This is a genomic window from Pseudomonas rosaeacicularis, from assembly GCF_057128745.1.
Genome location: NZ_JBSKHT010000001.1, coordinates 302,041 through 314,321, shown reverse-complemented (window position 1 = coordinate 314,321; position 12,281 = coordinate 302,041). Strand labels below are relative to the sequence as shown.

13 protein-coding genes are annotated in these 12,281 nt (G+C 57.4%); 6 read left to right on the top strand and 7 right to left on the bottom strand.

Translation table 11 applies throughout. From position 1 onward, the window contains the following. Window positions 1-11 precede the first annotated feature (11 nt). The 3 genes from ACWKWM_RS01530 to ACWKWM_RS01520 form a co-directional block, all read right to left on the bottom strand. Entirely contained in the window at window positions 12-977 is a 966-nt protein-coding gene (locus ACWKWM_RS01530) for a sulfonate ABC transporter substrate-binding protein (RefSeq protein WP_483844418.1), read from the bottom strand. Window positions 978-1,436: 459 nt separating this feature from the next. Continuing rightward, complete coding sequence (locus tag ACWKWM_RS01525) at window positions 1,437-2,075, bottom strand: peroxiredoxin (protein ID WP_483844417.1); 639 nt, start codon at window positions 2,073-2,075, stop codon at window positions 1,437-1,439. Between the two features lie 145 nt (window positions 2,076-2,220). Beyond that, window positions 2,221-3,609, bottom strand: coding sequence for an OprD family outer membrane porin (locus ACWKWM_RS01520; protein ID WP_483844416.1), 1,389 nt, complete (start codon window positions 3,607-3,609; stop codon window positions 2,221-2,223). Window positions 3,610-4,400: 791 nt separating this feature from the next. Between ACWKWM_RS01520 and tauA the strand changes: the two genes are divergently transcribed. The 4 genes from tauA (at window position 4,401) to tauD (ending at window position 7,942) form a co-directional block, all read left to right on the top strand. Continuing rightward, entirely contained in the window at window positions 4,401-5,378 is a 978-nt protein-coding gene (gene tauA / locus ACWKWM_RS01515) for a taurine ABC transporter substrate-binding protein (protein ID WP_483844415.1), read from the top strand. Window positions 5,379-5,403: 25 nt separating this feature from the next. After that, window positions 5,404-6,195, top strand: a complete 792-nt coding sequence (gene tauB, locus ACWKWM_RS01510) for a taurine ABC transporter ATP-binding subunit (protein WP_483844414.1) — start codon at window positions 5,404-5,406, stop codon at window positions 6,193-6,195. After that, window positions 6,192-7,046 carry a taurine ABC transporter permease TauC gene (gene tauC, locus ACWKWM_RS01505; protein ID WP_483844413.1) on the top strand — a complete coding sequence of 285 codons (855 nt, stop codon included), beginning with the start codon at window positions 6,192-6,194 and terminating at the stop codon, window positions 7,044-7,046. Before tauB ends, tauC begins: the two co-directional genes overlap by 4 nt. A 62-nt stretch (window positions 7,047-7,108) precedes the next feature. Beyond that, complete coding sequence (tauD, locus tag ACWKWM_RS01500; protein ID WP_483844412.1) at window positions 7,109-7,942, top strand: taurine dioxygenase; 834 nt, start codon at window positions 7,109-7,111, stop codon at window positions 7,940-7,942. Window positions 7,943-8,324: 382 nt separating this feature from the next. Here tauD and ACWKWM_RS01495 read toward each other — a convergent pair whose 3' ends face one another. After that, window positions 8,325-8,765, bottom strand: a complete 441-nt coding sequence (locus tag ACWKWM_RS01495) for a hypothetical protein (RefSeq protein WP_483844411.1) — start codon at window positions 8,763-8,765, stop codon at window positions 8,325-8,327. Between ACWKWM_RS01495 and trmL the strand changes: the two genes are divergently transcribed. Then, the gene (gene trmL, locus ACWKWM_RS01490; RefSeq protein WP_483844410.1) at window positions 8,764-9,219 is read left to right on the top strand and encodes a tRNA (uridine(34)/cytosine(34)/5-carboxymethylaminomethyluridine(34)-2'-O)-methyltransferase TrmL; all 456 of its coding nucleotides are present in this window, start codon (window positions 8,764-8,766) and stop codon (window positions 9,217-9,219) included. The two genes, ACWKWM_RS01495 and trmL, sit on opposite strands and share 2 nt — an antisense overlap. A gap of 70 nt (window positions 9,220-9,289) precedes the next feature. Here trmL and secB read toward each other — a convergent pair whose 3' ends face one another. Genes secB through ACWKWM_RS01475 form a run of 3 tightly spaced genes read right to left on the bottom strand, consistent with a single transcriptional unit; the run spans window position 9,290 to window position 10,489 of the window. Further along, entirely contained in the window at window positions 9,290-9,781 is a 492-nt protein-coding gene (secB, locus tag ACWKWM_RS01485) for a protein-export chaperone SecB (protein ID WP_483844409.1), read from the bottom strand. A gap of 39 nt (window positions 9,782-9,820) precedes the next feature. Continuing rightward, window positions 9,821-10,075 carry a glutaredoxin 3 gene (grxC, locus tag ACWKWM_RS01480; protein ID WP_483844408.1) on the bottom strand — a complete coding sequence of 85 codons (255 nt, stop codon included), beginning with the start codon at window positions 10,073-10,075 and terminating at the stop codon, window positions 9,821-9,823. Continuing rightward, the gene (locus ACWKWM_RS01475) at window positions 10,076-10,489 is read right to left on the bottom strand and encodes a rhodanese-like domain-containing protein (protein ID WP_483844407.1); all 414 of its coding nucleotides are present in this window, start codon (window positions 10,487-10,489) and stop codon (window positions 10,076-10,078) included. A 189-nt stretch (window positions 10,490-10,678) separates the two neighbouring features. Here ACWKWM_RS01475 and gpmI point away from each other — a divergent pair, with 189 nt between their 5' ends. After that, window positions 10,679-12,214, top strand: coding sequence for a 2,3-bisphosphoglycerate-independent phosphoglycerate mutase (gene gpmI, locus ACWKWM_RS01470; RefSeq protein WP_483844406.1), 1,536 nt, complete (start codon window positions 10,679-10,681; stop codon window positions 12,212-12,214). Window positions 12,215-12,281 lie beyond the last annotated feature (67 nt).

Sequence of the window (12,281 nt, the reverse complement as noted above, 5' to 3'; positions counted from 1 at the left end):
GGGGCCGGCGCTTACTGTGCTTTCGCAACAGCAGCGGGCGGAGTCCAGATCACGTCAGCGATGCGGAGCGGTTTAGGGATCAACTTGAGTTCGTAAAAGGTGTCGGCGATTTTCTGCTGCGCGGCGACTGTCTCAGGCGTGATGAACAAAGCCCCGTAGCCCTGACGCTTGACCGAAGTGCGGGTGATGTCTTCCGGCAGGCCCAATAACGGGGCGACCTGCTTGGTGACTTCTTCAGGGTTGGCCTTGGACCATTCCCCCACCGCGCGCACTTCTTCAACCAGCGTCTGGATCACTTTCGGATGCTGTTGCGCGTAAGGCTTGGTAGCCAGGTAGAACTGGTTGTTGTCGACGATGCCAGTGCCGTTGCGCAGAGTTTTGGCTTTCAGCTGTTGCTCGGCGGCGGCCTGATACGGGTCCCAAATGACCCAGGCGTCGACACTGCCGCGTTCAAATGCGGCACGCGCATCGGCAGGCGGCAGGAACACGGTTTGAATGTCGGTGTATTTCAAGCCCGCTTCTTCCAGCGCGCGGACCAGCAGGTAATGCACGTTGGAGCCTTTGTTAAGGACGACCTTCTTGCCCTTGAGCTCTTTGACCGACGTGATCGGCGAGTCTTTCGGGACCAGGATCGCTTCACTGGTCGGTGCCGGTGGCTCGGCGGCGACGTAGAGCAAATCTGCCCCTGCGGCCTGAGCAAACACTGGAGGCGTCTCGCCGGTCACGCCGAAATCGATGGAGCCTACGTTCAGGCCTTCCAGCAGCTGCGGGCCACCGGGGAATTCGGTCCATTGCACTTGCACGCCTTGGTCGGCCAGTTTCTTTTCCAGCGAACCCTTGGCTTTGAGCAGCACCAGCGTGCCGTACTTTTGGTAACCGATTCGCAAGGTATCGGCCTGCGCCTGAGACACGATGCCAAACGACACCGCCGCGGCAAACAGAGCAACCAGGCCTTGACGCAAAATAACAGTGCGCATGGCGCGCTCCTTTGCTGTAGCTGTCAGGTGGCACCTGCTCGAACGATGGCGGACAAGTAAGGTGTTTTCGGGATTCATTGCCGGCAAATACGCCAGGAAGAAGCAGACCTTAACAGGAGATTTTTATTCCTATAAATCTTATTTATTCATTTGGTTAGCACTAAAAGAAATAAGCAATTTCCATGTGGGAGAGAGCTTGCTCGCGAAGAGGTCAGTACCTGCGCAATATCTCTCGCGTTTGGAATGAAGCCTTCGCGAGCAAGCCCCCTCCCACGGGTTTGCGTTTGCGACAACGTGAAAGGGGACAGATTGATTTATCAAAAAGCGCGATAAATAAATCAGTCTCCGATGGCCGCGAAGAAGCGCTGTAAATAAATCAGTCCCCTTCCCAACACCACAAATCCCGGGCGAAAAAAAGGGCCGACGAATCGGCCCAAAGATCGTGGTTGAAACGGTTGATCAGCGGTTGGGCTGTGGCGTCAGGCGCAGGTATGGCGTGACGGCCTTGTAACCTTTGGGGAAGCGCTGCTTGATCTCTTCCTCATCCTTGATCGAAGGCACGATCACTACGTCGTCGCCATCCTGCCAGTTGGCGGGCGTCGCGACCTTGTGGCTGTCGGTCAATTGCAGCGAATCGATGACCCGCAGGATCTCGTTGAAATTACGGCCGGTACTCGCTGGATAGGTGATGGTCAGGCGCACTTTCTTGTTCGGATCGATCACGAACAGCGAGCGCACAGTCAGCGTGTCATTGGCATTGGGGTGAATAAGGTCGTACAGATCCGAAACCTTGCGATCGGCATCGGCGAGGATCGGGAAGTTCACGGTGGTGTTTTGCGTGATGTTGATGTCATCGATCCACTTGATGTGCGAGTCGACCGGGTCGACCGACAGGGCAATAGCCTTCACCCCGCGCTTGTCGAACTCCCCTTTGAGCTTTGCGGTGTAGCCCAGCTCGGTGGTGCAAACGGGCGTGAAGTCAGCCGGGTGAGAAAACAACACCCCCCAGCTGCTGCCCAGCCATTCGTGAAATCTGATACGCCCTTCGCTGGACTCTTGCTCGAAATCCGGGGCGATATCGCCAAGTTTGATACCCATGGTGCGGCTCCTTTGGCTTGAGTTATGAGGCCACTGTGCACTGCGGCGACCAAGAATAAAAAGAATAAATAACGAAGATCCTATTTCTTAAACGCATAAAAAAGCCCCGCACGAAGCGGGGCTCTTTTTCATCAACTCAACCGGCTTATTTGAAAGCGTAGGTGTAGTTGAAGATCAGACGGGTTTGATCCGCGTCTGAGATACGGGTGTTCTGAGCAGCAGTACCGTGGTTGTCGAAGTCCGAACGGTAGTTTGCACGACGCAGGGTAGCGCCGAAGCCTTTCAGAGGACCGTCCTGGAACACGTAGTCGATACGCATGTCACGTTCCCACTCGGAGCTGTCACCCACACCCGACGCACCGCTGGTGGCCTTGATGTTGGTACCGTGCAGGTAAGCGAATGCTGCTTTCAGGCCAGGGATGCCCAGACGCGCGAAGTCATACGAGTACTGACCGAAGTTGGTGTCTTCGCCGGCACGGGCGAATTGACCAATCATACTGTCCGTGAACAGGTAGAAGCTCGAGCCACCTTGACCATCGCTGTGGCTGCCGGCAGTACCGTCTTTAGTGACGCTACCCTGGTTCAACCACACCATGCCGCCGTCGTCGCTCACACTCTGGTGACCGAGCATCAAAGCATGGCCGCCCAAGGTGTACGTGAACATGGCGGACCAGGTTTTGTTGTCAACTTCGCCGGCGTTGTTTGCGTAGCCGCCGTTGTTGTTGAAGCGGTAGCCCGTAGCGGCCTGACCGTTTTTGCCGTCAGAGCTGCTGTCGAAGTAACGCAGGTCAGTCTTGAACGACTGGTCGTCAGCGATCGGGAAGACGTGTACCAGACCCAGGAAGGTCTGCTTGTAGAAGTCTTCAAGCTGAGAGTGGTAAGCCTGCAAGGTCAGGTCTTTGGTGACCCTCCAGTCTGCACCGGCGAACATGAAGTTGTTGGAGTCCTGGGATGCGCCGTTGACCGACAGACCCGAGTAGTTGCTCGAAGCACGAGCCGACTGATGTTCCAGCTTGCCGAAGTTCAGGGTGACGTTGTCGATTTCTTTCGACTGAATCGTGCCACCGGTGAAGTTCTGAGGCAGCAAACGACCATCGTTCGATACCAGGATCGGCAGGTTAGGCTGCAGTGCAGTACCTACTTTCAGCTCGGTCTTCGAGAACTTGGCCTTGGCGTTGGCGCCAGTGCGGTTCCAGCTGTCTACGGACGAACCGTCAGTATCAGTCGGGAAGAAGGAGTTGGATGTGCCCGTTCCGTGGTGATCAATGCCGCCACCCAAGTGGATACCCAACACGCTCTGTACATCCAGACCGAAACCAACGGTACCTGGGGTGTATCCGGAGATGAAGTTGAACAACAGACCTTCAGCCGTTTCGCGCTGGTCAGCAGCACGAACGCCATCACGCAGGTCGTTTTCGAAATACATGGTACGGGAACTAAGTGTTGCCTTGCTGTCTTCGATGAAACCAGCGGCACCGGCCTGAGTGGCCAGAACACCTACAGATACGGCCAAGGCCAGGGTGGACTTCTTCATTGTGTTTCGCTCCTCATGAATCTAATTTTTGTATTTCCAGGGCTTCGAGCGAAGGCTCAAAACCGCAGATGCGCGATTAGCGCTGGACCCGACTCAGAGAGTCAATGGCCTCAAGACTAATTGACTAGACCGCGTATGCAGCTGGCTGCAAGGTAAGGCACTACCTTTAATCCTAAAAAGACTTAAATGTTCTGTTTTTAGTCAAAACAGACATATGTCACAAGCCGTTTCAGCCGTCCGTTGCGGAGTGTATCGGCCCGATAACGTAATTCCCAAAAAATATTTCTACACCGCTGGTCAGATCGATTAGTTTTGCCACGTCGTACAACCAGCTCGCGACCACTCAGTCACGAAATAGTTGCGAAATCGGATTACAACCAGCGATCTAACCTGTTGATTAGTAGAATTATTCAACCCGCTAGCCCGCATTGTTACAGTTGTCACCCTGCTGCCGGTCTGATTGTTACGTTCTTCAGAATATTTCTTGGGATCGACGATTTTTTAGGTCATCTGCGTCAAATCTGCGGCCTAAGCGGTGACCTTGGCGCTACCAAGTCCGAAAATCGGTGGATTTCGCTAGGCTGCTTATCGGGGCCGCCAGGTACGCGCGCTGATCCTACTTACAGATTGTGACAATCGGATAAATAGCCGAACCCTCCCCGTTTGAACTCCTCCCTTCCCACCTTAATCACCTCTAAGCTAATGCTAAAAGGTTATTTATTTCCGTATTCTTAGATCATTTACGATCCGCTTCACGCTGTCCCCGGCCTGCCTGATTCGGAGCTGCACCCATGAAATTATCCATCCCTCTTCGTTTGTTGGCTGCGCTGTCGCTGGCCGGTGCTTCGATGCTCACCCAAGCAGCAGACTTCACTGTCGCTTACCAAACCACCGTCGACCCTGCCAAAGTCGCCCAAGCGGATGGTGCCTACGAGAAAGCCACCGGCTCGAAGATCTCCTGGCGCAAATTTGATAACGGTGCCGACGTCATTACCGCGATCGCCTCGGGTGACGTACAGATCGGCTACTTGGGTTCAAGCCCGCTGACCGCTGCCGCTACCCGCAAGCTGCCCGTAGAAACGTTCTTGATCGCCACCCAGATTGGCGCGGCTGAAGCATTGGTTGCGCGCAACGGCTCCGGCATCAACTCGCCGCAGGATCTGATCGGCAAGAAAATCGCTGTACCGTTTGTGTCCACCGGGCATTACAGCCTGCTTGCCGCATTGAAGCACTGGAACATCGACCCTTCGAAAGTCACCATTCTCAACCTCGCACCACCGGCCATTGCCGCGGCATGGAAACGCGGTGACATCGACGCCACCTATGTGTGGGACCCGGCGCTAGGCGTTGCCAAGGAAACCGGCAAAGTGTTGATCACTTCCGGTGAGCTGGCCAAAGTCGGCGCGCCTACCTTCGATGCCTGGATCGTGCGCAAGGATTTTGCCGACAAGCATCCAGAGATCGTAAAAGCCTTCGCCAAAACCACCCTCGACGCCTACGCCGCCTACCGCAAAGACCCGGCCGCCTGGATCGCCGACGCCAGCAATGTCGACAAACTGGTCAAGCTCTCCGGTGCTAAAGCCAGCGACATTCCTGGCCTGCTGGAAGGCAACGTCTATCCGCTGGCCGCTGATCAAGCGACCGAGCTAGGCGCACCCACTACCGACGCCATCACCAAAACCGCCGCTTTCCTTAAAGAGCAGGGCAAGGTCGACTCCGTCCTGGCCGACTACACCCCTTACGTCAGCGCCAGGTTCGTCACTCAATAAGCCCTTCGAGGCAGGAGACCACGCGATGGCCTTGTTACAGCTGGAGCGCATCAGCGCACAGTATCCCGGCGCTGCCGAGCCTGTGTTGTCGGACATTTCAGTGACCCTGGGCCCGCAGCAGTTGCTGGTTGCCCTTGGCCCGTCCGGCAGTGGCAAGACCTCGCTGCTTAATCTGATCGCGGGTTTCGTCGAGCCCTGCGCCGGGCGCATCACGCTTGATGACGTGCCGGTCAATGGCCCGAGTGCCGAGCGCGGCGTGGTGTTTCAGGACGACGTGCTGCTGCCCTGGCAAGACGTGCTCGCCAACGTCGGTTTCGGCCTTGAGCTGGCCGGCATCCCCCGTGAGCAGCGGGAGAAAAAAGCCCGGGAGATGCTGGTTTTAGTCGACCTCGCCGGCTTCGAAAAGCGCCGTGTCTGGGAACTGTCTGGTGGCCAAAAGCAGCGTGTTGGTCTGGCCCGCGCATTGGCGGCAGACCCGCGCGTACTGCTGATGGATGAGCCTTTCGGCGCACTGGACGCCTTCACCCGCGAGCAAATGCAGGAGCTGCTGCTGCAAGTCTGGAAGCGCAGCGCCAAGCCGGTGTTCCTGATCACTCACGACATAGAAGAAGCCGTCTTTCTGGCAACAGACCTCATTCTGCTGGCGCCCAACCCCGGTCGGGTGGTCGAGCGACTGCAGCTGGACTTCGGTCAGCGTTACGGCGCCGGTGAATCGGCTCGCGCAATCAAATCCGATCCGCGCTTCATCGAAACCCGCGAGCATGTCCTGGCGCGGGTGTTCTCGCAACGCCATGCCTTGCAGAAGCAGCGCGCATGAGCAGCTATCAACCGCAATCGACTGCTCAAGCGCCAGTTGAAGAAGCCGTGATTAATAAGGTACGGCCCGCTACGGCAGGCTGGCGCCTGAGCACGCGCACTATCAGCGTGCTTACCTTGGTGACCTTGCTCGCCGCTTGGTGGGCAGTCACAGCGTTTGAGTGGATCGAACCGTTATTTTTGCCACCGCCTTCGGCCGTGCTCGAAAAGGGCTGGCTGCTGATGACCAAGGGCTACATGGACTCAACGCTGTGGCAGCATTTGGGCGCAAGCCTGCAACGCATTGGCCTGGCACTGGGGTTTGCGATTCTGACGGCCATTCCGGTGGGTATCGCCATTGGCTATAACCGCATTGCGCGGGGGATTTTCGACCCACTGATCGAGTTTTACCGCCCGATTCCGCCGCTCGCTTATCTGCCATTGATCGTCATCTGGTGTGGCATCGGCGAGTTCTCCAAAGTCCTGCTTATTTACCTGGCGATTTTCGCACCGATTGCAATCGCCACTGCTAACGGTGTGCGTACGGTCGACGGTGCCAAATTGCGTGCGGCGCAATCACTGGGCGCGACGCGCTGGCAGTTGATTCGTTATGTGATTTTGCCCAGCGCATTGCCAGACATATTGACCGGCGTGCGCATCGGTCTTGGCGTGGGTTGGTCGACATTGGTCGCCGCCGAGTTGATCGCCGCCACCAGTGGCTTGGGCTTCATGGTCCAGTCCGCCGCGCAATTTTTGGTCACCGACGTGGTGGTGCTTGGGATTCTGGTCATTGCCATGATCGCTTTCGCCATGGAAATGGGCCTGCGCGCCCTGCAGCGCAAACTGGTGCCGTGGCACGGCCAGTCGCATTGACTTCCCCAGGCTGAGCACCCTGACCACGCCGACATATCGGCGCTTGAGAGAAGAGATTCACCATGAGCCTTCATATCACCCCACTCAGTTCTGCCCTGGGTGCCCAGATCAGCGGCATCGACATCAGCCAGACGCTAAGCGATGAAGACCGCAACGCCATCGAGCAGGCATTGCTGACCCATCAAGTGCTGTTCTTTCGCGACCAGCCGATCACGCCGCAGCAGCAGGCGCGGTTCGCCGCAAACTTTGGTGATCTGCACGTTCACCCCATTTACCCGAACGTCCCGGAGCAGCCTGAGGTGTTGATCCTCGATACGGCCGTGACCGACGTGCGCGACAACGCGATCTGGCATACCGACGTGACCTTCCTGCCAACACCCGCCCTTGGCGCTGTTCTGAGCGCCAAGCAGCTGCCGCCCTATGGCGGCGACACGTTGTGGGCCAGCGGCATTACGGCGTTTGAGGCCCTGTCTGCGCCGATGCGGGCGTTGCTCGATGGTTTGAGCGCGACACACGACTTTACGCGGTCGTTTCCGCTGGAGCGCTTCGGCAATACCGCTGAGGACCTTGCGCGCTGGGAAGAAACCCGCCGCAAGAACCGGCCGTTGTCGCACCCTGTCGTGCGCACGCATCCGGTGAGCAGACGCAAGGCGCTGTTCGTCAACGATGGCTTCACCACGCGCATCAATGAGTTAGAGCCTGCGGAAAGCGAAGCGATTCTGAAACTGCTGTTCGCCCACGCCACACGCCCGGAATTCACCCTCCGCTGGCGCTGGCAGGAAAACGACGTGGCCTTCTGGGATAACCGCGTGACCCAGCACTACGCCGTGGACGACTACCGCCCGCACCGCAGGGTGATGCACCGGGCGACGATTCTGGGGGATGTGCCGTTCTGAATGGTTGGCGGTGAATCTGTAGGAGCGAACTTGTTCGCGAGGCGGTCCGACTGACACTGCATAGTTTGCTCCCCAACAAGTTGGCTCCTACAGAGAAACGGCGTTGAGTCGCGGCCGTGCATCACTTTGGTCACTCACCGCACCAAAATGCGCGAATAGCGTGCAAAAGCGATCAGAAAATAGCCAGATTCGAAAAGACTGCGTGACCAAGCGAAAGCGATTCGCGCATTCAGATATTCCTGAACCGCGCTGGATAAGGGCCTTACGAGAGATTTTCAATATTACCTGCTGCGTTTTTCCAAAACTGGCACGCGCTCTGCAATACATAAAGTAATTCCAGTTTTGGGGACCTTGGTACAGGCAGGCCGGGGATTCCCCTCTTTTATTCCTCTCGGAGACTGACCTCCAGTCTCCAGCGCCCGTCCTGAGTTGCACCGTGCCAGTCACCGTGCAACGGGCGGGCCGCCAGTAGGTTCAGCAACAACCCCTTGTCACTTCGCTGCACCCTCCATCGCACATCACGCCCTTCAAATTTGAACTCGCCCCGCTGCGGCTCGCCTTTGGCGTTGAACAACAAAGCAATCGCGCCGTCGATGTGCTCGCCGTGCAGTTGCGGCTCGTTGTTGAACCATAGGGCCAGGCCGTTGGGGATTGCTTCAATCTGCTGCAACTGCGTGGGATCGGGCGTGGTAATGCGACCGATCATCAACCCGACCATAAAGCCGACGATAGCGAACGACCCCAAAACCTTCGGCCAGAGCTTCGGTCTTGGATCGTCTTCAGGGGTAGAATGCATCCCGTCCTTTCGTTCGGAGCCGTGCATGTTTCACGTGATCCTTTTTCAACCAGAAATTCCGCCGAATACCGGCAACATCATCAGGCTCTGCGCCAACAGCGGTTGCAGCCTGCATTTAATCGAGCCGCTGGGCTTTGAGCTGGACGACAAGCGCTTGCGCCGCGCCGGGCTCGACTACCACGAATACGCCACGCTGCATCGTCACGCCGACCTTGCCAGTTGCCTGGAAAGCATCGGCCACCCGCGCCTGTTTGCTTTTACCACAAAGGGTTCGCGGGTTTTTCACGATGCACAGTTCGCCGAGGGCGACGCGTTTCTCTTTGGCCCCGAAAGCCGAGGGTTGCCGGCAGATGTGCTGGACGCATTGTCGAGCGAACAGCGCCTGCGACTGCCGATGCGCGAGGGTTGCCGAAGTTTGAACCTGTCCAATACCGTGGCGGTGGCGGTGTACGAAGGATGGCGGCAGTTGGGGTTTAAATAACCCATCGCTCCTACTGCACCCACAAAAAAGCGCCCACACGGGGCGCTTTTTTCATGCCAGCAGCAGACGCTTACTGAACAGTCGGCGTTGGCGTTTCGCCAGCTTCCTGCATGCGCTGCAGTTCTTGCGCGTACAGGGCGTCGAAGTTCACCGGCGCCAGCATTAGCGCAGGGAACGAGCCGCGCACAACCAGGCTGTCGATGGTTTCGCGAGCGTAAGGGAACAGAATGTTCGGGCAGAACGCGCCGAGGGTGTGGCTCATCGACGCCTGATCAAGACCTTTGATCAAGAAGATGCCAGCCTGCTGTACTTCAGCGATGAAGGCGATTTCTTCGCCATTCTTCACTTCAACCGACAGGGTCAGCACGACTTCGTAGAAATCATTTTCGAGCTGCTTTTGACGGGTGTTCAGATCCAGGCTGACGTTTGGCGTCCATTCCTGACGAAAGATCGCCGGGCTTTTCGGCGCTTCGAAGGACAAGTCGCGCACGTAGATACGCTGCAAGGAGAACTGTGGGCCTTCTTCGTTGGAGACGGCGCCGGTGTTGGGTTGATCAGTCATCTCAAATCCTTCTTACTTTAAGGTCTTGTAGGGTTGAATTCAGGCGGCCAGCAGCGCATCCAGCTTGCCGGCGCGCTCCAGGGCGAAGAGGTCATCGCATCCACCGACATGAACCGAGCCGATCCAGATCTGCGGAACAGATGTGCGCCCTGCCTTTTTGATCATTTCTGAACGCAGCTGCGGCTTGCCGTCGACAACGATCTCGTCGAACGCCACCTTCTTGCTGTTAAGCAGTTGCTTGGCGCGCGAGCAGTAGGGGCAATAGTCGCTGGAGTAAACGATGACTTCAGGCATTTATTTCACCAATGGCAGGTTATCTGCGCGCCAGGAGGAGATGCCGCCAGACAGCTTGGCTGCCTTGAAACCGGTCTTGAGCAATTCGCGGGCAGTGGCCCCAGCATGCTGACCGGCTGCGTCGACGATGATCAGGGTTTTTTCCTTGTACTTCTCAAGCTCGGAAACGCGAGAAATCACCTTGTCCTGGGGGAAGCTCAACGCGCCAACGATATGGCCTGCGGTGAAGTCCTTCTTGGTGCGCACGTCGATCACCACGCCTTCGTCGCGATTGACCAGCGCGGTCAGCTCGCCAGTGCTCAGGCTACGGCCGCCTTTGCTGAGCTCATACGCAATCAGCAGAGCCAGCAAAATGACAAACGCGCCAACCAGTAAATAGTGTTCGGTGGCAAATTGGATCAGGTGAGCGACCATCATTAGGTTCCAGGGCGTTAAAATGTCGGCCAGTATACACAGCCCCCAAGGTCGGCCAAAGCCCGTACGGCAGTGACGCCGTTTGAACTTGTCCTTAAACTGTCGATCTTTTTTCTACTTCTTCTTTAAGCCATGCCAGTGATGTGAAATCAGCGCGTAATTTTCACACCATTCGCAGACGAGGGATCTATGACTACCACGCCTAAACCTTTGGTCCTGATCATCCTGGACGGCTTCGGACACAGCGACAGCCACGAAGGCAACGCCGTCTATTCCGCGAAAATGCCGGTTTTTGACCGCTTGTACAAAACCATGCCCAACGGTCTGATTTCCGGCTCGGGCATGGATGTCGGCCTGCCGGACGGTCAGATGGGCAACTCCGAAGTCGGTCACATGAACCTCGGCGCCGGGCGCGTGGTGTATCAAGACTTCACCCGCGTGACCAAAGCGATCCGCGATGGCGAGTTCTTTGAAAATCCGGCCATCTGCACAGCCGTCGATGCTGCGGTCGGCGCTGGCAAAGCGGTGCACATCCTCGGCCTGCTGTCGGATGGCGGCGTGCACAGCCATGAAGATCACCTGGTGGCGATGGTTGAACTGGCAGCCAAGCGTGGCGCCGAGAAGATCTATCTGCACGCGTTCCTCGATGGCCGCGACACCCCACCGCGTAGCGCGCACAAATACCTGGAAACGATGGAAACCGCCTACACGCGGTTAGGCAAAGGCCGCACTGCCACTATCATTGGCCGCTATTTCGCCATGGACCGCGACAACCGCTGGGACCGTGTCGAATCCTCCTACAACCTGATCGTCGACGGCACCTCGGAATTTCAGGCTGCGACTCCGAAGGCGGGCCTCGATGCGGCTTACGAGCGCGGCGAGAACGATGAATTCGTCAAAGCCACGCGCATTGGCGAGCAGGTGAAAGTCGAAGACGGCGATGCCGTGGTGTTCATGAACTTCCGTGCTGACCGTGCCCGTGAGTTGAGCCGCGTGTTTGTCGAAGATGACTTCAAAGACTTCGCTCGCGCCCGTCAGCCAAAACTGGCCGGCTTCGTGACCCTGACCCAGTACGCGGCCAGCATCCACGCCCCGGCGGCCTTCACCAAAGCGGGCCTGCACAACGTGCTGGGCGAGTACCTGTCGAACAACGGCAAGACTCAGCTGCGCATCGCTGAAACCGAGAAGTACGCGCACGTGACGTTCTTCTTCTCGGGCGGCCGTGAAGAACCGTTCCCCGGTGAAGAGCGCATCCTGATCCCGTCACCGAAAGTCGCGACCTACGACCTGCAGCCAGAAATGAGCGCGCCGGAAGTCACCGACAAGATCGTCGATGCCATTGAAAACCAGCGTTTCGACGTGATCGTGGTCAACTACGCCAACGGCGACATGGTCGGCCACAGCGGCATCATGGAAGCGGCGATCAAAGCGGTTGAATGCCTGGACGTGTGCGTTGGCCGTATTACTGAAGCGCTGGAGAAGGTCGGCGGCGAAGCGTTGATCACCGCTGACCACGGCAACGTCGAGCAGATGACCGATGAGCAAACCCATCAGCCACACACCGCGCACACCACTGAGCCCGTGCCTTTCATTTATATCGGCAAGCGGGACCTGAAAGTCCGTGAAGGCGGCGTTCTGGCTGACGTTGCGCCGACCATGCTGCAGCTGCTGGGCATGGAAGTCCCGCAAGAGATGACCGGCCACTCCATTCTGGTTGCGAACTAACTCGCTCTAAACCGGCCTATAACCGGTCTGTCATCGGATGGCAGGCCGGTTTTTTGTATGAAATGTC